The sequence below is a fragment of the Agrobacterium sp. SOY23 genome (assembly GCF_027212525.1).
GTDB lineage: Bacteria > Pseudomonadota > Alphaproteobacteria > Rhizobiales > Rhizobiaceae > Agrobacterium > Agrobacterium tumefaciens_I.
On sequence record NZ_JAPWDT010000005.1, the window covers coordinates 459,543 to 480,723 of the forward strand.

General features: G+C 61.0%; 17 protein-coding genes. 5 read left to right on the plus strand and 12 right to left on the minus strand.

Annotated features, from left to right (window positions below):
• Positions 1–22 precede the first annotated feature (22 nt).
• From tssM to tssA, 12 genes are all read right to left on the minus strand, one after another.
• Entirely contained in the window at positions 23–3,511 is a 3,489-nt protein-coding gene (gene tssM / locus O3S81_RS17295; RefSeq protein WP_269345101.1) for a type VI secretion system membrane subunit TssM, read from the minus strand.
• Positions 3,508–5,010, minus strand: coding sequence for a type VI secretion system protein TssL, long form (gene tssL, locus O3S81_RS17300; RefSeq protein WP_269345103.1), 1,503 nt, complete (start codon positions 5,008–5,010; stop codon positions 3,508–3,510). The genes tssM and tssL overlap by 4 nt, the downstream gene beginning before the upstream one ends.
• Positions 5,007–6,347 (minus strand): type VI secretion system baseplate subunit TssK, encoded by a 1,341-nt coding sequence (gene tssK, locus O3S81_RS17305; RefSeq protein WP_269345104.1) that lies wholly within the window; start codon positions 6,345–6,347, stop codon positions 5,007–5,009. The genes tssL and tssK overlap by 4 nt, the downstream gene beginning before the upstream one ends.
• A complete protein-coding gene (locus O3S81_RS17310; protein WP_269345105.1) occupies positions 6,337–7,536 on the minus strand; it encodes a type VI secretion system-associated FHA domain protein in 1,200 nt (399 codons plus the stop codon). The genes tssK and O3S81_RS17310 overlap by 11 nt, the downstream gene beginning before the upstream one ends.
• 9 nt (positions 7,537–7,545) lie before the next feature.
• Positions 7,546–8,547 carry a type VI secretion system baseplate subunit TssG gene (tssG, locus tag O3S81_RS17315; RefSeq protein WP_269345107.1) on the minus strand — a complete coding sequence of 334 codons (1,002 nt, stop codon included), beginning with the start codon at positions 8,545–8,547 and terminating at the stop codon, positions 7,546–7,548.
• 9 nt (positions 8,548–8,556) lie between these two features.
• Positions 8,557–10,338, minus strand: coding sequence for a type VI secretion system baseplate subunit TssF (gene tssF, locus O3S81_RS17320; protein ID WP_269345109.1), 1,782 nt, complete (start codon positions 10,336–10,338; stop codon positions 8,557–8,559).
• Positions 10,331–10,840, minus strand: coding sequence for a type VI secretion system baseplate subunit TssE (gene tssE / locus O3S81_RS17325; protein WP_269345110.1), 510 nt, complete (start codon positions 10,838–10,840; stop codon positions 10,331–10,333). The genes tssF and tssE overlap by 8 nt, the downstream gene beginning before the upstream one ends.
• Positions 10,833–11,657, minus strand: coding sequence for a type VI secretion system accessory protein TagJ (locus tag O3S81_RS17330; protein WP_269345112.1), 825 nt, complete (start codon positions 11,655–11,657; stop codon positions 10,833–10,835). The genes tssE and O3S81_RS17330 overlap by 8 nt, the downstream gene beginning before the upstream one ends.
• Positions 11,654–13,048, minus strand: a complete 1,395-nt coding sequence (tssC, locus tag O3S81_RS17335; RefSeq protein WP_269345114.1) for a type VI secretion system contractile sheath large subunit — start codon at positions 13,046–13,048, stop codon at positions 11,654–11,656. Before tssC (O3S81_RS17335) ends, O3S81_RS17330 begins: the two co-directional genes overlap by 4 nt.
• A 55-nt stretch (positions 13,049–13,103) precedes the next feature.
• Positions 13,104–14,585 (minus strand): type VI secretion system contractile sheath large subunit, encoded by a 1,482-nt coding sequence (gene tssC / locus O3S81_RS17340; protein ID WP_269345116.1) that lies wholly within the window; start codon positions 14,583–14,585, stop codon positions 13,104–13,106.
• A 95-nt stretch (positions 14,586–14,680) separates the two neighbouring features.
• The gene (gene tssB / locus O3S81_RS17345; protein ID WP_269345118.1) at positions 14,681–15,190 is read right to left on the minus strand and encodes a type VI secretion system contractile sheath small subunit; all 510 of its coding nucleotides are present in this window, start codon (positions 15,188–15,190) and stop codon (positions 14,681–14,683) included.
• Between the two features lie 65 nt (positions 15,191–15,255).
• Positions 15,256–16,311: a type VI secretion system protein TssA gene (gene tssA / locus O3S81_RS17350; protein WP_269345120.1), complete on the minus strand. Its 1,056-nt coding sequence runs from the start codon at positions 16,309–16,311 to the stop codon at positions 15,256–15,258.
• Between the two features lie 220 nt (positions 16,312–16,531).
• On the opposite strand from tssA, the gene tssH reads away from it, so the two are divergent.
• The 5 genes from tssH to O3S81_RS17375 form a co-directional block, all read left to right on the plus strand.
• On the plus strand, positions 16,532–19,195 hold the full coding sequence (gene tssH / locus O3S81_RS17355; RefSeq protein ID WP_269345122.1) for a type VI secretion system ATPase TssH: 2,664 nt from the start codon (positions 16,532–16,534) through the stop codon (positions 19,193–19,195).
• A 57-nt stretch (positions 19,196–19,252) separates the two neighbouring features.
• Positions 19,253–19,729: an Hcp family type VI secretion system effector gene (locus O3S81_RS17360; RefSeq protein WP_003504561.1), complete on the plus strand. Its 477-nt coding sequence runs from the start codon at positions 19,253–19,255 to the stop codon at positions 19,727–19,729.
• Positions 19,730–19,837: 108 nt separating this feature from the next.
• A complete protein-coding gene (locus O3S81_RS17365; RefSeq protein ID WP_269345128.1) occupies positions 19,838–20,227 on the plus strand; it encodes a Rap1a/Tai family immunity protein in 390 nt (129 codons plus the stop codon).
• A gap of 11 nt (positions 20,228–20,238) precedes the next feature.
• Entirely contained in the window at positions 20,239–20,739 is a 501-nt protein-coding gene (locus tag O3S81_RS17370; protein WP_269345129.1) for a type VI secretion system amidase effector protein Tae4, read from the plus strand.
• A gap of 13 nt (positions 20,740–20,752) precedes the next feature.
• A partial coding sequence (locus O3S81_RS17375) for a contractile injection system protein, VgrG/Pvc8 family (RefSeq protein ID WP_269345131.1) occupies positions 20,753–21,181 on the plus strand: 429 nt, incomplete at its 3' end.

Sequence of the window (21,181 nt, forward strand, 5' to 3'; positions counted from 1 at the left end):
CAAATCCATGCGCTGCCCGCCGTTAAAATTGCTGCGGGCAGGCAAAGCTCGACATTGCCTCCAGCCTGAATGGATTGAGAACCGAACCGAACTGGATATCGAATTCGGCCGCCTGACCGCCATTATCAAACCGCACCCGCAAAAGATCGCCGGACTTGCTTTCGATATTGGCGCCGTCGAACAGGCGGAATGGCGACCAGTCGCCGTTTTCCGTCTTGGCCTGCTGCCAGCCGCCCGGCTGGAATGCGATGCGGGACAGGCTGGCCGTGTTCTCGCGGGATGGCCAGGTGATCGACTTCGCCTGAATAGGACCGTGATAATAAACGACCCGCTCACCCTCGATTTCCAGCATCACGGCGCTTGAGGCATTGGTGAGCGAAACCGGTTTGACATTGATCGAGACCGCCGGCGTCTCGCTGCCGTTCGGGAAGAAGGCGCGCGAAATCTTGTCGGCATTTTCGAACTGGGCAATGGCGCTGCTCGGAATGCCGGGGGCGCCGAAAGTACCTTTCCAGCTCCAGGGGGTGGTCGTCCTGTCGACGAAAGGCTCCATGCGCTGCTTGAAGAAGCTCTGGAAAACGCCGGTCGGGCCGAACAGCCGTGTGAAATCCGCGATCGCGACATCGCGGGAAGACGACCTGTCGAAAGGGTAACGCCCCGTCACGATCGAAGAGCACAGGGAGGCCGCATCCGCTGCCCAGAGTTCGGCAATGCGGCCGCGTGCGGATTTCACCGCAAGCGAGCCGACATCGGCAGCGACGCCCGCCACCCAGACGTCGAGAGGCGCCGGCAAATCCCGTGCCTGCTGCAAAAGATCCTGGTTCGCCTTGGTCAGCTGGCTGTCCACATCGAACACCTTGGCAACCTCGTCGGATGTGGTTGCCGAGCGGGCAAGCTGCTCGTTCAGCACCTTGAAATGCGCAAGCAGCTGTTCGGCCGGGGTTCCCGCAGCCTTGCCGCCGGCGGTTTCCCCGCCTGCCGCCGGTGCGGCGGCCTTTTCCGCCAGCATGTCCCGCAATCTTGCATAAGGATCGGCGGCGTTGACGGTGGCGGCGAGAACGGCTGCCGTTGCGTCGCCTTCGGCGGTGGAGGCGAGGCTGGTCGGATTTTCTCCCACATTGGGGCGCAGATCGGTAGCATTGGCGATCGATTTTGCCGCCTCCGCCAGGATGTTGCGCTCATTGGCAAGCGCGCGGGTCGTTTCCACCGCATCGCCGAGGGTCTGGGAAGGCTTGACCCGAAGATTCGCGAGGGTATCGGCCCATTTTTTCTCGAACCGGTCGAAATAGATTTGCAATGCAGCCTGCGCCACCTGCTCCACCGTTGCACCACGGATCGCATCGTCGGAGCCGCGCACCCACCCTTCGGAAAGTGCGACACGCGCCGCGTGGGCAATCTGCGGAATGACGACGGTGCGATATCCTTCCGCCGTGAAAAGGCCTTCTACGCCGTCCGCCATCGGCGCCTTGCTGCGGCGTTCGAAGGCGCGCTCACCAAGTGGGCCGAAGGCCGTGGCGGGTGTCCATTCCATCAGCTCCTGCGCCTGCGGGAGGCCGGCGAGAATATCATAGGCGCGCGTGCCGACCGCCTGATCGCGAATGGTTTCGCGGGCGGTGGCGATGAGCCGCGCATCGAGCTCTATCGGGGCGAGCACGCCATCCGCCAGCGCGCTGGCGTGCTGGTTGAGCGCCTCTCTCGCTGCCGCCCTTCCGTCACCCGGATAAAGGGATGCGAACATCTGGTGGGTCTGCATGGTCAGGAAATCCCGGTCCAGCGCGCCCATTCCGCCGAGCATTCCATAGAGTTTCAGCGAATTGAAAGTGCGGGTGATATCCTTTTCGTCCTTCAGCGGCTTCTGCAGCTGCACGATCATGCGTGGCAGCAGAAGGGCGTTAAGCGCGCGCTGATAGGCATCACGCTGCCGCCCGGCAATCTTGTCTTCCTGATCGAGACCGAAGCTGACATTCCACACGCGCTCCCGGGCAAAGCCGGAATTGACGTCACGCAGATTGTCGAGTGCCGGAAGGATGCGCAGGAAATCGGCATCGGAGACATCCCGCACGGGAATGCCCTGAACGAGCTGCTCATAAGCGCCGAGCTTGCGATCTGCTTCCGCCAGTGCCTGGGTATTGGCGAAATAGGTGAAAATCCAGCCGGTGAAAACGACGGCGATCGCGACGGCGCAAGCCGCATAGGCAATGCGCCGGACCAGCAGCTGCCGTCCCGAAAGGCGCTTGTCGCGCATTACCAGCGCGGCCTCGGGGAAGATGACGTCCTTGAAGAGCCTGGACAGGAAGTAGCTTCGGCGGGCTTTGGAAGCGCTGACGGATCGTTCCGTTTCCGCCTGTGTTCCCGAAGCGAGATAGACACCGCGCAGAAGCGGCGCTTCGATCAGGGGCGAGCTTGCGCAAAGCTCGGTCAGAGCCTCGTGCAGCCGGTCCTTCAATCGTGCGAGTTCCGCCGGGAAACGGAAGATGCGCCCGCGAATCTCGGCGTTCTGCTCCTGCTGCAGGCGTTCGATCAGCATCGCATCGACACGCTGTTGCAGCAGTTCGAGCTCTTCCGTCAGGCGTTGCGGCAGGTCTTTCGCGGAATAGCTTTCCTCCAGCTTGAAGGTTGTGCCCCAGACCTGCTGGCGGTCGGTCTTGTTGAAACCGTCGAAGAATTCCACGAAACCATGCAGCAGGTCGGCCTTCGTCAGCACGATATAGACGGGTACGCGGGCATGCAGATATTCATCCAGTTCCGAAAGCCGCTGACGGATGGAGCGGAGTTCCTGCCGCTGCTCCTCCGGATCGCGGGTGAGAAGATCGGGGATGGACAAGGTGACCAGTGCGCCATTGATCGGTTGCGAACGGCGATATCGCCTCAAAAGCCCAAGGAAACCCTCCCAGCCGGCTTTCGAAGAGCCGTCGAGATCGTCCTGCGTGGTATAGCGGCCAGCCGTGTCGATCAAGATCGCTTCGTCGGCGAACCACCAGTTGCAGTTGCGCGTGCCGCCGATGCCTTTGACCGCATTTTCGCCGAGTGCGTCGCCAAGCGGAAATTGCAGGCCGGAATTGGTCAGCGCCGTCGTCTTGCCGGAGCCCGGTGCGCCGAAGATCACGTACCAGGGCAGGTCGTAAATATAACCGAAGCGCTTTTTCGTGACGCGCCGCAGCAGCGCCAGCGCTTCCTTCAGCCGTGTCTGGATTTCGCCGATTTCAGCCTGCCGGTTGGCCAGAGCCTCCCGCTCGATGCTGTCGACGAGTTCCTTGTCCTGCTTGCGGCCGCGGTAAATCGTGACGGCGATATAAACCAGCCAGATGGCGACAACGATGCCGATGGCGATGAGGCGGGATTGTGTCGTGCCGAGCGGCTTGAAACCGCCGAGTGCAATTAAATAGCCGTAGAACCAGATGACGACGCAGAGCGCGATTACCCAGAGAAGTGACAGGAAGCGGCGTCCGACGAGGGCCGCGTAGCTGTCGACATAGGAACGGATCGAATAAAAATAACTCAGCGGATTCATGGCTGCGTCTCTCCCGGCTGCTGTCCCGGACTGTTCTGGATGGTCGGCGAGAGAATGCCGGCGTCGCTCAATTTTTCATCGGGGTTGGTCAGGACCATGATCTCGGTTCTGCGGTTCGTCTCGCGGCCTTCCTGCGTCTTGTTGTCGGCAATCGGGTCACTATCGGCGCGGCCTTCCGTCAGGATCGCATCCGGGCCGGTGAATTGGGAAAGAATGTCCCCGACCGCCTTGGCGCGCGCTTCGGAAAGGTGCCAGTTGGACGGGAATTCCACGGTCTTGATTGGCACGTTATCGGTATAACCGATGACGACCGCGCGGAATTTTTCAGCGGCAAGCGCGCCGCCGATGCGCTGTATCAGATCGCGAAACTGCTGGCTGACCTCGGCGCTGCCGGTGGCGAAAAGGCCGGAATTGTTGATGCGCACGCGCAGTCGCCCGTTCACATCCGCCAGCGTGACCAGCTTCTTTTCGACTTCGGGCTGAAGGAAGGCCATCAGCTTTTCAAGCCGGGAAGGTTGCTTCGGCTCCACGATTTTTGGTGGTTCGACAATTTTCGGGGCTTCGGTTTTCACCGGTGGCGCTGGCGGGCTCGCGATCAGCACGCTCGGCGTCTCGTTCGGCGGCAGATGGGCCAGCCTTTCGAAAGTGACGTCGGATGCGTTGTTGAGCGACAGCGTGAAGAAGAGATAACCAAGGGCGAAAGCAAGCGCCATCAACGACAGCAGCGTCCACAGTGCCGCCATTGTCCGCAACGGCGTATGCCGCGCCTCGACACCTTTCCAGTGCGGCGAAAGTTCCCGTTCGAAGGCGCCATATTGGCCGATCAGCGTCTTGTAGAGACTGTCGCGGATGCGCGAAAGTTCCAGCGCGCCCTTGGGGGAGACGCGTGTACGCCCTTCAAAAGCCAGCGACAGGCATAGATAGATCAGCAGCAGCAGATCCTTGTTGGCGCCGGGCGACTGGTGAAAATGGTCGAGAATGTCGAAGACCCGGTCGCCGCCGGTGACATCGTTGTGAAAGGTGGAGACAAGACCGGAGCGCGCCCAGCCCGCCCGCACGCCCCAGGGCTTGCTGAGAACGACATCATCCACCGTTGCGCAGACGACATAATGCGCCGCCCGCGCCCGCTCGGCGCTGATGCGGGCGGAAGCGAGATCGCGCTCATAGCGGGTGATCGCCTCCAGGCAGGCGCGGCGAAGATGATCCGGGTCCGGCTGGTCGTCGCTGAAGCGCAACAGATGCGCGAGATTGAGCAGGGGGGCCGCCGATTGCACGAGCGTCGGCACCTCCTCGCCACCGAAGCGGAAACCGGAAAGCAGTTCGTCGACCGGCATGGCGGTCGCGCCGCCCCTGGGTCGCCCGGCCGGTTCGTCGGTTTCGATGATGTCTTCGAGGATCGCCGCCATGTTGCGGGCGTTCCGGTTGCGGCGGCGGCTCTCCTCGGTGATTTCGACCACCGTCGGCAAATCCTGCCAGGAAGAAGGCTTTTCGTTGCTCATTCGCGTAACGCCCACATTCCCATCTCAAGTCCCGGAAACTCGCCCGCCAGATGCAGGGCGATGGCGCCGGACGTATCGAGCTGTTTCCAAAGCGGTGATGTCGTATCGATTTCGAAATAGACGGTGCCGGAACGATAGGGCAGCTGCCGTGGCAGAACGGGCAGCGACCGCACCGGAATGCCCGGCAGCGCCACATTGACCAGTTCGGAAATCCGCTCCACCGGCCCGACCTTGATCTGTGCGGGCAGCCGGCGGCGAATGTCCTCGGCGGCCATATCCGCGCGCACGGCCAGCACGAAACCGGCGTCGCGCAGCAGGGTACGGTCGTGGATCGTGCCGACGCGTACGCCGTGGCGGCGCTCCACCAGTTCGATGGCAACGGCTGCCTGTTCCAGAACCGCCGAGAGCGATGTGCGCAGATCATCGAACACCGCACCGAATGTGGCTTTCAGATCATCATGCCGGTAGGGCGGGAAATTCGTCGCCCGTTTTTTGTCGGTGGTGAAGGTCGCGAGTTCGCCGGCAAGCTGGATACAGTCTTCATAAAAGCGGATGGGGTGAAAACGCGTGGCGTTGGCGCCGACATGCGCGAGCAGCGGGTCGGCCCGGTTGAGGATTTGCAGCAGGAAATAGTCGCCCACTTCCGCCGTTCCCCGGATTGTCGGATCGCCGATCCGTTCGGCGATTGCCTGGGCACGGTGGCGCACGATCCCCAGAAGTTCCGTCAGCAATTCGTTGAGGCGGGGTGCAGCCGCACAGGTGAGGCTGGGCGGAATGAAATCCGGATCCAGAATGACTGCGCGGTCGGAACGCACCTCGATCACGCGCGCAAGGCCGATGAGATCGTAGCCGGCGAGATCGTCGCCGGTCTTGAGGAATTTCAGGCTGAGGCGGCCGACATCGATCGGCGCCACGAAATCCGTCTCGATATTGGTGTCCGAGACCTCGTAGCTGGAGGCGAGGAAGCGGACGCTGGCCGTATCATTCCGGCCTGACGCGGACATGTCCGCCTTGCCGGGCTGACGGGCGGGCAGGGCGAGGTAGACGATGGCATCCTTGATGGTGTCATCGAGATCGAGCGGCGGCGGCAGATCGGAATCCTCCGGCGCCTCGAAGGGTGTGCCGTCGGGAAGAACGCCGCGCAGGTTGGACAGGGCGAATTGCCCTATCGAAAGCGCGCTGCGATCCAGGCCGATCTCGGCAATGCCCCAGGGATAGGGGGAAAGGTTGCGCGTGGTATTGCGCACCAGACGCTCCGTCCAGCGATCGGATTGCTGGAAATGTTGAACGCGAAGAAACATGCCTTCGCTCCAGGCAACACGGTTTTCATGTCTCATCGTGGTTATTTACCCCCTTGGCATCGACCGCAATCGCGTCGGGTTCAGCGAGAGGCGCGGCGTTGCCGCGCGCTGCCCGTTGCAGAAACTGCCGAACCGGCAATTGACGACCGTTTTCTTCAAACTGTTTTTTGTAGGCGGACCAGTAATCCGTCTTCGTGATCAGCGCCTGCCAATCCCTGCGCTCGATTTTCGAGCGGATATCGTTTGCGGTATCGACGGACGCTTCGAGAAGCCTTGGTTCGAGCTTCTGCGTGCATGTCTGGATAAGGGTTTCGAGAGAGGCGGTGAGGCGGCGCTGCTGATGAATGAGCGCTTCCAGACGCTCGCCCAGCGATGCGTGCGGCCCGGTGGCGTGATCGCCCTCGATGTCGAAAATGGCGAGGCACTCGGCATTCTCCCTTTCGAGCGCCGTCACAAGATCGCCGATCTCCGCCTGTGCGGCAGATATTCCAGCAGGTTCCGGCTCTTCCGCTGTCGGATTTTTGACCTCGTCCGGAAAAACGCTGTCGAAATCTGCGCCCTGGATTGGTGATGGCGTGCGCGCGATCACGACCGGCGTGTTCAGCGCATCAGTATGTTCGTGCCTGCTGCTTGCGGCCGGCTCGTCATCCCAGTCCGCCGGGAGTATCGCGCCAATGCCGGTGGCATTGGGCGGGGCGCTCCAGCCGATCTCGACATTGCGCGAAATGGTTTTGGCCTTCCGGCCCGTCTGGCCATCAGCGGTTTGTGTCCAGTCCTCCTGGGGAAGCGTGTTGCCCAGCACGCCGCCGGCCGAACGACCGTTCGGGGCGATATCGGCAAGGATGGCCGAAATGGTCAGGGGTTCGTCACTCATCCGCAGCGAGGCGTCGGGGTCGGAAAAATCCAGCTCGACAGCGCCGCTGATGCTTACCTGAAAAATCTGCCCGCCGATGTTGATCTGCGAGCCGTCCCGCAGACGCGCACTTTCACCTTCGAGCAACAGACGGCCATCGACCAGCGTGCCGTTTGCGCTCTGGTCCAGGATCGTGAAGTCTTCGCCCTCACGGCTGAGCGTGCAATGCAGTTTGGAAACGCGCCGTTCATTGTCATCGATCTGCCAGTCGCAATCCTGCGAACGGCCGATCACGCGGCGGCCGCGCTCGAAGCTCCATTGGCCGGGCCTTGAGGCCCCGAGATTTTGTATGTCCTTGAGCGCCAGTTTCATATCATGCCCTCACGCGGAGATTGCCGAGCCTTCCCGCTCGGTCACGATGGCGTCGGTGCTGTCCTTTTGTGCCGGGGCCACACGGGCCCAGCTGTTCCAGCCGAGACGGGCGGGAGCATCGGGCTCACCCAGCCGGCAGAACGGAATATCCTCCTTTTTCAGGATCACCTGCACGTCGAACTCAAGGGCGCTGCCGACGAACAGGCGCGTCAGCGAGAAGATTTGGGCAAGCCGCTTCGATCCGGGCGTCAACGCCAGATAATCGGCATAGGCAACCGGTCCGATGACGACACGGAAACCACCGCTCATATCTTCCACCGCGCTTCCGGCCGTTGTGTTCTGCCCCAGCCGCAAACCGGAGGCCTGCCCGAGTTGGCTCTGTTCGTGAAGCGGCAAAGCCACCCATCGCCTGCGGAACTGTTCGATACCGACGGGAAGCCCGGTGAATTCGCAGAGCATTGAGGTGAGGGCGGAGACATTGCGGTTGCGATTGGCCATGAGCCCGCTGAAACGCAGAAGCGTATCTTCGCTCACGCCCGCCTTCTGCACCAACCCCGCCGTTCGAAACCCGGTGAGCGCAAGCAGGGTCTTGCGGAAGCCGTTGTTCCCGCTCTGGCCGGACCAGCGCAGCCCCCTTGCAAGACGGTATTTTTCCGTGGCCGATACAAAAAGTTCGCTGAACCTTGCGGCGAACAGATTGAAGAAACCGGCAAGCGCCCCGGAGCGGTTGCGTTCCTCCCGCTGGAGCAATTCGCCATAGGCCGGCGGCAGCGAACCGAGCGGCCCGACAATCGGCGCGAAGGCGGATTTGAGCTCAGACGCGCCCTGTTTGCGGCCGAACCCGCTGATGGCCAATGCGGTCGGCTGCACGCCGCCATGCGCCGTAATCGTCAACCCGTCATCGGAAACATGCTGGGCCACGCGAAAAGCGGTGGCAGGGTCGAAGCGGCCGGGATCGGTGCTGAGAAGCGCTGCCTGCCGGTCTTTTGCGGTTGGTGTCTGTTGCTCCATCCCGGCCTCCTAAAGCAATGGCCGGTCTGCGGCACGGGCCGGCCAGCGGGCAATCGGTTTGGAGTGGCCACGCATCGTCGCCGTCAGCCGCGTGAAGCTGTTGATCGAGGTGTAAAGGCCGAAGAAGTGGTTGAGAACATTGGCGAAGATGAAAGCCGCAGGGCGGGCGATCAGCGATGGGTCGAATTCCACGGTGATGTCCGTTCCCGGCACCATCACCGAACCGATCCGGGCATGGGAATTCTGCGCCTCGATATTGCTGATCGATTCAACCAGTTGCCGGGTTTCCGGGCTGTCCCGGAAGGAATAGAGCGACAATATATCCTTCAGCGGCGCGCCGCCATTGTCGGTGAGCGAAAGATGATTGAGCAGCAGATGCGATATCAGCCGCCATTCGCGCGCCGAGCGCTCGTTGACGCGAATGGCCGCCGTCGGCGGCATCAGTGCGTGGATGGACTTTACCGCCTCGTTGCCGGTTGTAAGCTGCAGGAAAGGATGCCCGCCGCCGAAGGGAAGCTGGCTCGGCAATTCGCGATTGATGCAGAGCGTGTCGATGCTTGCCACCACGTCGAGCGGTCCGAGGGGGCCGCGCTTTTCATCCACGAAGGCAATGTCGGTGTCGGACGAACCATCGTCGTCAAACCGGCGCTGGATCTGCCAGAACACCGTCGCGCCATTGTTGCGCTGGGTGCGTCCGAAGAAGGGCGAGGTTTTTTCCGTCTGTCCGGAGCGGCTGGTCAGCTCCACGGTTTCGACGGCGTAGATTTCACGGGTCCGCTGCCGCCGCGCATCCGGCAGGAGGCGGTATTCCGTGCGCGTTCCATCGAGGCTCAGCGGTTCGCAGCTTTGTTTGAACAGGTTGATGACCGGCGAGGCGTTCAGCACGAAATCCTTGACGGAGACCATGCGCTCGAGCCGCGTATCCGCCGCATCCAGATAGATATAAAGCTCACAATCGCCGCCGCTCCATCTGTTCAGCCCGTCAATATCGATGAAAAGAAACTTCTGCGGCAGGGCGAAGAATTCGGTGAGAAGCCGGTATCCATCGAAGCTGTTGGCGGGATAGGGCAGCATCGCCTGATCGCGGGTGTAACCGGAAGGCCTAAGATTGCCGGCGGGCAGGAAAACGGCTTCCCTGTCTTCGGAGTGACGCGCAAGCGCCATGCCCACACAATGGTTCGTCAAAAGCTCGTAAAGGGCGGTCGCCTGCTGCCATGCGGCGGAGAGGAAAATCTGGAGCTTCGTCAGCCCCATTTCCGCAAAGGTGCCGCCGCGCGGCGCCGTGCTGCGCAGGGAAAGCCGCAGGCAGCTCGCCGCCCCGGCAAAGGAGGCTGAAAAAGGTGCATCGATCGGCTGGCCGGAAAGCGTCGCGGCGGTAACCTGCAGCGGAACGATCCCCACCTCCTGCGTGGTGCGAAAACGGCAGCTCTCGCCACCCACCGGTTCGGCAAGGATTTCGCTGTGACGGGTAAGCGTCTGCACGGTTGCCAGTGCCGGGCTCGGAGCGAATTGCACGACGCTCATCGAAGGGATCGGCGCAAGATAATGCGGGTAGAGCGTTTCCAGCAGGCTGTCCGACAGTTCGGGAAACTCGTCATCCAGTTTCTGGCGCACACGGGCGGCGGAATAGGCAAAGCTCTGGATCAACCGCTCGACGTGTGGATCGTCGGCGACATCGCCCGTCATGCGCAGCCTGCCGGCGATTTTCGGGAAAGCAGCCGCAAAACGGGATGCCCGCTTTCTCAGCGCAAAAAGCTCGTCATTGTATTTTTCGAGAAAACCCTCAGCCATTCGTCGTCTCCACCAGAAAACGCTGCGTCGATGGATCGATGCGGGATTCGAAGCTGATCGGCGGCATGCCTTCCTGAAGACGGAATGTCGCCTGTATGCGCATGCGAAGTGCCCGGTCGCCATCCGTGCGGTTCTTCAGGATTGTCACATGCACATCGGCAAGGCGGGTCTCGAACAGGGAAATCCGCCGCTCGATGCTGCGCGCCAGCCGCGCCTTGGAGGCATCCGTCACCAGATTGGCCGAAAGAATGCCATCCACGCCATAGCTCACCAGCGCATCGGAAAGCTCGTTCAGCGCCGCCGGCGGGCCGGCGGGGTTACGGCGGGTATTGAGCAATGCCTCGAGATCGCGGCGGATCACCTCGCGCATCTCGCGTGCCTGATCCTTGAGGCTGACGAGCCTGTCCGTTTCCGCATCCGGCGCGTCATCGAGCAGCCGGTCCAGAACGGAGCGCGACAGCGTTCTCTGCCGTGCGCGATATTGCTCGAGCGGATCAACCACGGGCGATCTGCCTTTCTTCGTCGGACGCGGCGGAAAGGGAGCCGATCTCATGGAACGGCACCACATCGTCGCCAATCAGCAGGCAGCGCTGTCCGAGGCCCGTCACCAGCGGCTGGTCGTCTTCACTCCAGCGCGTTTCCCGACCAAGGAGAAGGCCGACATCGTCTCCCGCGCCATGATAGATCGCCGGAAGCAGCACGGATGCGACCGCGCCGTCGCGCAAGGTCAGTTCGGCGCCGCGGAATGCGAGATCGCGCGGGCGGCTCATGGGGTCGATGGTGAGGCTTTCGATGCGTCCATAATCGATCCAGAGATAGCGGCCGCCATTGGTCAGCACTTCCAGCGCATGCGGGACCCGATCGTCCAGATCGCGGATGTCGCCGGCGCTCTTGCCATCGTGGCCGATCGGTACATTGCCGCGTTTTTCGTCGAGCTCAGCCAGAGCGGTCTTGGCGGCATCCACATCACCGCCGCGTGCGGCAATATTCGCCCGGATGGCGAGCTGATCGAGTTCGGAGGGGCCGCCGGGGAAATCCGGCACGGCGCCGTTTTCGAACCACGCATTGCGCGCTGCCATGGCGCGCAGCTGGTGGCGGAAGAGGGAAAAACCGACGCTGTCCTGCGGCGAAAATGTTGCGGCCAGATTGCATTGTGCATCGGCCTTTTCATAGTCGCCGGCAAGCACCAGCAGGTCGATGTAAAAATGGCGGCCGTCCTTGTCGGTCGGTCTGGTTTTGACGTGTTCGCGCGCAAGCTCAATCGCTTCCTGCAGCCGGTCATCATCGAGAAGGCGGGAAATGTCGTCGCGCAGCGTCATGCGGATATCCTTTGCGGCTCGGCCGGAGACCGGGATGCGCCGGTGGGCTGCATCATGGTTTCGGCGATGAGGTGGAAGCTCGTGGAGACGTCATCGAGCTGGAAATGCGGCTGAAGGCGCACGGTGCAGGAGAATGTTCCGGGCTTGCCGGGAACCTCGAAGACATTGATCCCGGCAGAGCGCAGCGGATAGCGCGTGCGCAACGCCGCTTCCGCATCGTCATTGCCGAGCGTGTAGGAGGAAAGCCAGCTTTCCAGCTTGCGCTCGATCGTCGAGGCATCGCTCAATTGGCCGATGTCATCACGCATGATGACCTTGAGGTAATGTGAGAACCGCGAGGCGCACAGCACATATTGCAGCATGGCGGCAAGGCGGGCGTTCTGCCTTGCCGCTTCGGTGGAATAATGGCCGGGCGCATGCAGGGACTGGTTGGCGTTGAAGATCGCCATGCCGGAAAGATAGGTGGTGGAGACGGGCACGATGCCGAGATCGGAAAACTGCTGTTCCTGTCCGGTCGTCAGTTGTACCTCGACGGGCGGCTGCGCGGAAAGGCCGTTGCTCTCGACGCCGAGATCGAACGGCGGCAATTGCCAGGAGGAGAGCATGCCGCCATCCACGGCGTCCTGCGTCACGCCGCGCAGATCGGCAAACCAGCCGGAATCGACGAAGTTGCGTACCACCACGGTTGCAAAGGCGAAGGCGGCATTGCCCCAGAGCAGTGTCTCGCCACTTTCCGCCACATGTTCGCGGAATGGAAATCCGTCGTCCCGTTCACGCGCATAGGGCCTGTAGGGAGAGCGCAGCAAAACGCGCGGCGCGACAAGGCCGACGAAGCGGGAATCGTCGCGGGCGCGAAGAGCGTTCCAGCGTAGCCGCGATTTGTCCTGCTTCAGCGAGGAAAAGTCGTGGACCCGGCTGAGTTCGGCAAAGTCCTCGAGGCCAACGGCGGAAGGAGCAGCGGCTGCAACAAAGGGGCAGAAGGCCGCCGCAGCCACCATGCCGATCTGTGAGAGCGTGGTGATGGAATCCGCCCCCTGAACATCATCAGGGGAAAAGGCATAATCGCCGATCAGCAGCCCGACGGGTTCGCCGCCCGGCATGCCGAATTCGCGGTTATAGATGACTTCGAAAAGATGGCTCTGGTCGAAGTCGGTGGCGCGTTCCGTGTTCCGGGCAAGGTCACGCCAGCTGGCGTTCAGCAGTTTCACCTTGACATCGGTGCTGCGGCCCGCCTCGCGCACGACCATGGCAAGCCCGCGCCATCTCGCTTCCATCGCCTGAAAATCAGGGTGATGGAGAATGGCGTTCACCTGGCCGGTCAGCGCATCGTCGATGAGAGCGATGAGCTGGTCGGCGAAAAGACGGGCGTCCGGAAAGGACTGATGCGCCATGAGCGGGCTCCGGGTGATGAACGGGGCCGGGGTGGCGGACCACCCCGGTCCGTGCTCAGTTCTTGGATGGAATACGGGCGACCATGCGCAGCGAGGTCGTCAGTTCTTCCATCTGCAACCAGGGCCGCATCCATGCGACCGCGTTGTAGGCGCCGGGTTTGCCCGGCACTTCCTGCACCGTCACCTTGGCATCGCGCAGCGGGTATTTCGCCCGGCTTTCTTCGCCCGCTTCGTCATTGGCGTTGACGTAGTTGGCGATCCAGCGGTTGAGCCAGACTTCGCAGTCGGACGCTTCCATGAAGGAGCCGATCTTGTCGCGGCCCATGACCTTGAGATAATGCGCGAAACGCGAAGTCGCCATGATATAGGGCAGGCGGGCCGAAACGGCGGCATTGGCCGTTGCTTCCGGCTTGTCGTAAAGCTTCGGCTTGTGCGCGGTCTGGGCACCGAAGAACACAGCGTAATCGGTGTTCTTGTAGTGGCAGAGCGGCAGGAAACCGAGCTTGCCGAGTTCTGCGTCGCGGCGGTCGGTAATGCCGACTTCGGTCGGGCATTTCAGGTCGAGATCGCCGTCATCGCTGGAGAAGACGTGCATGGGCAGGTTTTCCACCCGGCCGCCATTTTCCGCGCCACGGATCGCCGTGCACCAGCCGCTTTTTGCAAAAGCGTCGGTCAGCTTGGTGCCCATGACGTAAGCGGCGTTCATCCAGCAATATTCGTCATGCTGCAGGTCGCCATTCACCGCGCCCCTGGTTTCGTCATAGGCGAAATCATCGATGGGGTTGGTCTTCGGGCCATAGGGCATGCGGGCCAGAACACGCGGCAAGGCGAGCGTGACAAAACGGGAATCGTCGCTTTCACGGAAGCTGCGCCACTTGGCATATTCCACCGTGTCGAAAATCTTCTCCAGATCACGCGGACGGGCGAGATCGCGATAATCCTCGAAACCGAACATATGTGGGCTGGCAGCGGAGATGAACGGTGCGAAAGCGGCCGCCGCAATCGACGAGACACCCTGAAGCAGCTGCACGTCATCGAAGGAATTATCGAACTCGTAGTCGCCGATGATGGCGCCGAGCGGCTCGCCGCCGGGGGTGCCGAATTCGTCTTCGTAGATCGCCTTGAAGAGGCGGGACTGATCGAATTCGACGGCTTTTTCCAGATCGCGCGCCAGTTCCCGCTTGCCGGCATTCATGACGCGGATCTTGAGGTTCACGCTCGTCTCGGAGTTCTTGACGAGATAGTTCAGCCCGCGCCAGGTGCCTTCCAGCTTGGCGAACTCCGGCGCCTGCATGATGGCGGCGAGCTGCTCGGAAATCGTCCGGTCGAGCTCCGCAATCGCGTGGTTGAGGGTGACGGTGAGGTTGCGGTCATATTTGACCGTTCCCTTCAGGGCCTGGTCGGTCAGCGTGCGCAGAAGATTCTGCGCGCGGTCCGGTTCGGTCTGGCGGGTTGCGGCAACCACCTTGGACAGCAGTCCCTGATCTTCGGCGGTCGTTGCCTGGGCTTCGCTTTTCAGCAGGCTTTCAGCGCTCATGTTTCAGTCCTTCCACATGCGGCTTTTAAATGCCGCTTGAACAGTTGAAGCCCCATGACGGGGCCGTTCGGGGAGGTTTTCCTCCGCACAGGCGATTATTCGCTCGCGCCGTTCTTTTCCTTCAGTTCGGAAACCAGCGTTGCGAGGTCGGTCTTGTTCTGCAGAATATCTTCCAGCATCCGCTCCAGATCTTCCGAGCGGTCGGCCTTGGAAAGCAGGTCACGCAGCTCGTTGCGGGCATCCAGAAGCGCCTTGAGCGCCGGAACCTGCTGCACGACGGCGCCGGGTTCGAAATCATCCATGCTTTCGAACTTCAGGTTGACCTGCATGTCCGTGCCGTCTTTCTGCAGCGTGTTGGCAACGGAAATGGTGAGGCCCGGCGTCATGCGGCGCATGACTTCGTCGAAATTGTCGCGGTCGATCTGAACGAATTTGCGCTCGCCGAACGGCTTCAGCGGCTGGGTGGGATTGCCGGAGAAATCACCGAGCACGCCGACCACAAAAGGCAGTTCCTTGACCACCATCGCGCCTTCGGTCTCGACTTCATATTTGATGTGAACGCGGGGTTTGCGAACCCGCTCCAGCTTTTCATGTACACTTGCCATTTCAACCTCCTTGATGCCCCTTGGCATAGATGACTGTTACGGGGCGTCGTCCCGCCCCGAATTGGTTATTTTCCGTTGTTGTCTCCGCCGGGTTTGATGCCGGCGGCGGTTAGAACGGCGTTGCGGGCCTGCGCTTCGGGCAGAAGCTCCGCCAGCAGTTCCGAAAAATCCATGCGCCCCCTGCGAACCAGCGTTTCGATGGAGAGCGAGATCGGTGAATGCGGCTCGGTCCGGCGAAAGTAACGCGCAACCGAAAGAAGAGTTTCAAACGCTTCGTCGCGCGAAGATATGCCTTCCGGGGAGGCTGCGGGTGTCCGCACGGCCGGCTGCCCGCTTACATCGGCGCCCGCAACGGTGGCTGGCGCCTGCGCGACCGGTGCCGGCTCCTGGTCGCGCCCGCCCAGCGTGCGAATTGCCGCGGCCGCTTCGATAAGCGTGTTGCGGATATTGGAACTCGGGGGGGCGGCCTGGCCGCAACGTTCGGAAAGAACGGCCGTGATGGCGTCAAACGAGGAGAGACAGGCATTCACCGCCGCCAGATGGGAAGACATGGCGGCGACACCGGCCTCGGACGCTATCCGGTACAGTTCTTCGCGGCGTTTGCTCTCGTTCGGCCGTTGGGCCAGCTGGAAATCCCAGAGACTGTGTTCTCCGAATTTCCCACCGGGGATCAATGACGCCAGCCGGAGCGGCTGAACAAGTGTTCCCTCGCTGCCAATGCCATTCAATCCCGCAAAAGGTGCAAATTTTTCCTCGTCATTATCATCGCTGATCGAGCGCAATGAGTCCCAATGGTTGTAAAAAAGATCGCCACAAAGCTCGTAGATTTCGCGCAGTCCATGGAAGCCACGCAGTCGCAGGCTTGCTTCAGCGAGCCATGCCAATATTTCAACATCTTTGCTTTCGGAATATATAATCTGCAATCCAAGATTGCTAACACTGTCCCAGCTACTGGAGATCTTCAGGTTATCCTGAGGGGATGCAGCCCGCTCTTCTGCTCGTGCCTGGTTTCTTTCGTCCTTAATTCTATAGTATATTTCACGCGTTCTTGAATCGTTGCGGATATTATCTCCGCAATTCCCCAAAAACTCTATATCTCTTTTAACATGCTGCGTATCCAAGAGTAGTCTATCCCCAGAAAATAGTAATGGATTTTTTGTAGTTACTTCCCTTGCGTGAGGCTATTGATCAGACAGACTTATTCAAAATGTGTCTAAATTGTGGCGTCTACTGCTTAATCTAACCCGATAAAAAATAAACTTCGGGGTGGACAACCCGGTTTCATCATCATAGTTATTCCACGTCACGTTGTGGAATGAACCGGGGCAGGAGGCTCATTGCATGTCGCATATTGATCTCAATCGCCTCGTTGGAGCGCTTGAGCCAGACCTTCGCGTCACCCTTGAGGCTGCGGCTTCCGTTGCGGTGCGTATGGGGCACAGGTACGTTGATATCCCGCATTGGCTGCTGGCGGTTGTAGATGCCGGTATCTATGTGGAAACATTCGACGAATTAAAAATTCCACTTCCGGTATTGAAGGCTGAAATCGGCCGCAGTCTGGAGGAGGCCATTATCGGCGACGGCGAGGCCTTGTCGCTCTCCCAGAACATCCTGACGGCAGCCCGGGAGGCATGGATTCTTGCTTCGCTGGAGGCTGGCCGTGACCGCGTGACGCTTTGCGATCTCTTGCTGGCGATGGATGAGGAAACCTCACTTCGCTCCTTCGTCCGCTCGGCATTTCCGTCGCTCAAGGCGATGGATCGTGCGGCGCTTGAGCGTCTTCGCAGCTCGGCCGAGAACAGCGCAAACGCGGATGTTCCTACCGCGCCGGCAAGTGCAGGACAGGCCGCCGGCCAGAATGATTTCTTGCGCCTCTACACCCAGGATATGACCGCCGATGCCCGCAACGGCAAGGTCGATCCGGTGATCGGCCGCGATGATGAACTGCGCCAGCTCGTTGATATTCTTACGCGCCGCCGCCAGAACAATCCCATTCTGGTGGGCGAGGCCGGCGTTGGCAAAACTGCGGTGGCCGAGGCGCTGGCGCTGGAGATCGCCTCCGGCAACGTTCCGGAAAAATTGCGCAATGTCCGCCTGCTGAACCTCGATATTTCGCTGCTTCAGGCCGGTGCCGGCGTGAAGGGCGAGTTCGAGCGGCGCCTGCACGGCGTGATCGATGCGGTCAAGCGTTCGGCCGAACCGGTCATCCTGTTCATCGATGAGGCTCATGGCCTTGTTGGCGCGGGTGGGGCCGCGGGCCAGGGCGATGCGGCGAATATTCTTAAACCCGCACTCGCAAGAGGCGAAGTGCGCACCGTCGCGGCAACGACGTGGAGCGAATACAAGAAATATTTCGAGAAGGATGCGGCGCTGACGCGTCGTTTCCAGCCCGTGCATGTGCGCGAGCCGGACGAGGCGACCGCGATACGGATGCTGCGTGGGGTGGCGGATAGTTTCGTCAGCCATCACAACGTCACCGTTCGTGACGAGGCGATCGTGGCTGCCGTGCAATTATCCGCGCGCTACATGCCGGCGCGGCAATTGCCGGACAAGGCTGTCAGCCTGCTTGATACCGCCGCCGCGGCCGTTTCGCTGGCGCGCCAGACCCTGCCGGAGCGGTTGCGTGCCATGGAAAGCGAGCGGCGCCTTCTGTCGGACGAGCTGAACTGGCTACTGCGTGAACCGCAGGATGAGGACATGCAAAACCGCATCCGGTCGATACGCGACGAGCTTGAACAGCTCGAGGGCGGGATCGATGATCTGCGCAGCCGCTACGAGGCGGAAATGGCTGAACTGGCGGCGCTCAGTGAAGAGCAGCCAGCCGAAACCGGTGCGTCGAATGTTTCGCACCTGCGGCCTGCCGCGGAGATGCGGCCGGCAAATGCCGAAAGGCTTGTACCGACCGTGGTTGATCGGGAAGCGATCGCCGCTGTCGTCTCGCGATGGACCGGGATTCCGCTCGGCAAACTTCTGGCGGACCAGATCGAGAGCGCCCGCACGCTGGATCAGCGCATGCGGCAGCGGGTGGTGGGGCAGGATGCCGCGATTACCCGGATTGCCGATGCCATGCGCACCGCCCGGGCCGGATTGTCCGATCCACGCCGCCCGCCGGCCGTGTTCTTCCTTGTCGGCATGTCCGGAACGGGCAAGACCGAAACGGCGCTGTCGCTGGCCGATCTGCTTTACGGCGGCAACAGCCACCTGACGACGATCAACATGTCGGAGTTCAAGGAGGAGCACAAGGTTTCGCTGCTTCTCGGCTCACCGCCCGGTTATGTCGGTTTCGGCGAGGGCGGGGTGCTGACGGAAGCGGTGCGCCGCCGGCCGTTCGGCGTTCTCCTTCTCGATGAGATCGACAAGGCCCATCCCGGCGTCCAGGATATTTTCTATCAGGTGTTCGACAAGGGTGTACTTCGTGATGGCGAAGGCCGCGACGTCGATTTCAAGAACACCACGATCTTCATGACCGCCAATACCGGTTCGGAACTGCTGTCGGCGCTGTCCGCCGATCCCGACACGATGCCGGAAGGCGAAGCGCTGGAAGCGCTTCTGATGCCGGAGCTCTCCAAACAGTTCAAGCCCGCATTTCTCGGGCGCACGATCATCCTGCCCTTCATGCCGCTCGGCACGGAGGAACTTGCAAGGATCGTGGACATGCAGATTGGCAAGATCAGGGAACGTGTGCTCGCAACATACGGCACCGACCTGACCCTGTCCGATGCGGCGCGCGGTGCCCTGGTGGCGCGCGCCGGTGCAAGTGAAATCGGCGCACGCGCCATCGAGATCATGATCGGCAAGGATCTCCTGCCGCCTCTTTCCAGCTTTTTCCTTGAGAAGGTCATCGCGGGAGAACGTGTGGGGAAGATCATTGTCGATTTTGGTGAAAACGGGTTCGGCATTCGTGCCGAAGCGGCTGGGGAAGCAGATGAATTCGCCGTAACCGAAGAGGTTGGGGTGGATAAAGTTGCCGCGTCGGATGGGGCTACCCGACGCATGCGGCATTGAACGAAGGGTAACTCGGCCTCGGAGCAAGAGGTCATTTCAGCTACAGGAGCTTACAGCATGCCAATTTATCTGCAGATTGACGGTATCCAGGGCGACGCCACGCATGAGGAGCACCGCAAGTGGATGGACATTGAAGCCATTCACTGGAACGTGGCCCGCAACATGAACACCTCTGCTGGTTCTGCTGCAAACCGCGAAGCATCCGAACCGACCATCTCGGAAGTCATTCTGACGAAGGTCAGCGATTCTTCTTCCACGAAGCTTTTCCAGGAAGCCTGCGCCGGCCGCACTGGCAAGCTTGCAACGATCCACCTGGTGACGACCGGCAATCCGGGCAACACCTATATCGAGTACCTGCTGACGAACACGCTTATCGCCAGCTACTCGGTGGATTCCAGCGGTGACCGTCCGGTGGAAACCATCAAGCTCAACTTCACGAAAATGGAAGTGAAGTACACGCCGTTTGATGACAACAACTCGCCGCAGTCTCCGATGATCGCTTCTTACGATCTGGCGACGACCAAGGCCGCCTGATAGCGACGCGACCCGGTGCCGGCATTGCCGGCACCGGGACGTTTTCATTGCAGTTTTTACAGCTCACATCGTGATGTTTCGCATCCACGCTGGGCGAGGCGGGTTATAATGCGCTCCCTATATGCTTTCTTTGTCTCCGCGCCGTTTATTCTGGCTCTGTCCGGTTATTCACCGGCCGGTGCGGCGGAACGGACATGGATTTTTTCCGGTGCCGAACTCAAGCAGGCCATTGAGGGCAAGCTTGCGCCGGAAGTGACTGATCCGGAAATGAGGCGGCTGGTTTCCGTCGCGAAATCGAGCGCCTACATCGCCGGTGTGGCCGATCTGACAGGCGGATCGGACTGGTGCGGTGCGGGTGCCGTGGCGCCCCATGAGCTCACCGACCGGATCTACACCTATCTCGGCGATATCCCTGCGGAAAAACTGGATGAACAGGCAGCCACTCTCGTGCGGGAGGCGCTCAAGGTCTCCTTTCCCTGTGAGCAGAAAAGTAACTAGTGGGACGAACCATGCGCGTTAACTTTGACACTCTCTACAAGAATTATCCAAGCAGCGATCCGTCGCATCCGAACTATCTCAGCCAGCGTGATCTGTTCACCGAAATCGGCTGGGAGAGCTTCATCGGCAATCCGAACTATCACAATACCTGCGCGATCCGCGTCAGCATTGCCTTCGTGAAGTCGGGCATCAATATCGTGCCCGCCTCACACCGCATCCAGAAGGGCTCCTATGCCGGAAAAGGTACGGAGGTGAACATGCGCCGCCTTGCCACCCTGATGAAGCGGACGAGCTATCTCGGCGAGCCCGAGCCTTTCACGCCCGCGACGGCCCGCAACGGCATCGGCGCGCGCAACGGTGTCGTGGCGTTCAACAATATCCCGGGCTACACGGGTGGCGGTCATATCGATCTCGTGCGCGGCGGCTCGGAAGCCACCCAATGCGCGTCGGCCTGCTACTACAATTCGGAAACGATTTGGTTCTGGCCCCTGCAGGCCAGCCGCGGGTCCTGATTAGGAGTATCCCATGAACGACCAGCCTTCGTTTTCCGATTTCGTTCAGGCGAGCCGCGTTCTGAAGGTGTCTTCGCCACTCGGCGAAGACCAGCTTCTGCCAGAGCGCCTGTCCGTCGAGGAGGGCGTATCGCAGCTCTTCGACATTCGCCTGACGGTGCGTGCCAAGAAAGAAGTGGTCAAGCCCGAGGAACTGATCGGACGGCTGGTCGATATCTCCATCGAAATCAGCCAGGGCGATGGCGGCGGTGTTCGCCGTCCGTTCAACGGCCTGGTGACGGAACTGCACGAGGGACCGCCGATTACCCGTGGCATGCGCTCCTATGCGCTGGCCATCCGGCCGCAGATGTGGCTGCTGTCGCGCCGGTCCGATTGCCGCATCTGGATGGACAAGACGGCGGTCGAGATCGTCGAGACGCTGTTTTCCGAACACGGCATTCCC

What these genes read in the sequence shown, in the direction of transcription:
- tssG (WP_269345107.1), bottom strand. Translation starts at nt 8,547, where the DNA reads ATGGAGCAACAGACACCAACCGCAAAAGACCGGCAGGCAGCGCTTCTC.
- tssB (WP_269345118.1), bottom strand. Translation starts at nt 15,190, where the DNA reads ATGGCAAGTGTACATGAAAAGCTGGAGCGGGTTCGCAAACCCCGCGTT.
- tssF (WP_269345109.1), bottom strand. Translation starts at nt 10,338, where the DNA reads ATGGCTGAGGGTTTTCTCGAAAAATACAATGACGAGCTTTTTGCGCTG.
- tssC (WP_269345116.1), bottom strand. Translation starts at nt 14,585, where the DNA reads ATGAGCGCTGAAAGCCTGCTGAAAAGCGAAGCCCAGGCAACGACCGCC.
- O3S81_RS17310 (WP_269345105.1), bottom strand. Translation starts at nt 7,536, where the DNA reads ATGAAACTGGCGCTCAAGGACATACAAAATCTCGGGGCCTCAAGGCCC.
- O3S81_RS17360 (WP_003504561.1), top strand. Translation starts at nt 19,253, where the DNA reads ATGCCAATTTATCTGCAGATTGACGGTATCCAGGGCGACGCCACGCAT.
- tssH (WP_269345122.1), top strand. Translation starts at nt 16,532, where the DNA reads ATGTCGCATATTGATCTCAATCGCCTCGTTGGAGCGCTTGAGCCAGAC.
- tssK (WP_269345104.1), bottom strand. Translation starts at nt 6,347, where the DNA reads ATGAGACATGAAAACCGTGTTGCCTGGAGCGAAGGCATGTTTCTTCGC.
- tssL (WP_269345103.1), bottom strand. Translation starts at nt 5,010, where the DNA reads ATGAGCAACGAAAAGCCTTCTTCCTGGCAGGATTTGCCGACGGTGGTC.
- tssM (WP_269345101.1), bottom strand. Translation starts at nt 3,511, where the DNA reads ATGAATCCGCTGAGTTATTTTTATTCGATCCGTTCCTATGTCGACAGC.
- O3S81_RS17365 (WP_269345128.1), top strand. Translation starts at nt 19,838, where the DNA reads ATGCGCTCCCTATATGCTTTCTTTGTCTCCGCGCCGTTTATTCTGGCT.
- O3S81_RS17330 (WP_269345112.1), bottom strand. Translation starts at nt 11,657, where the DNA reads ATGACGCTGCGCGACGACATTTCCCGCCTTCTCGATGATGACCGGCTG.
- tssC (WP_269345114.1), bottom strand. Translation starts at nt 13,048, where the DNA reads ATGGCGCATCAGTCCTTTCCGGACGCCCGTCTTTTCGCCGACCAGCTC.
- O3S81_RS17370 (WP_269345129.1), top strand. Translation starts at nt 20,239, where the DNA reads ATGCGCGTTAACTTTGACACTCTCTACAAGAATTATCCAAGCAGCGAT.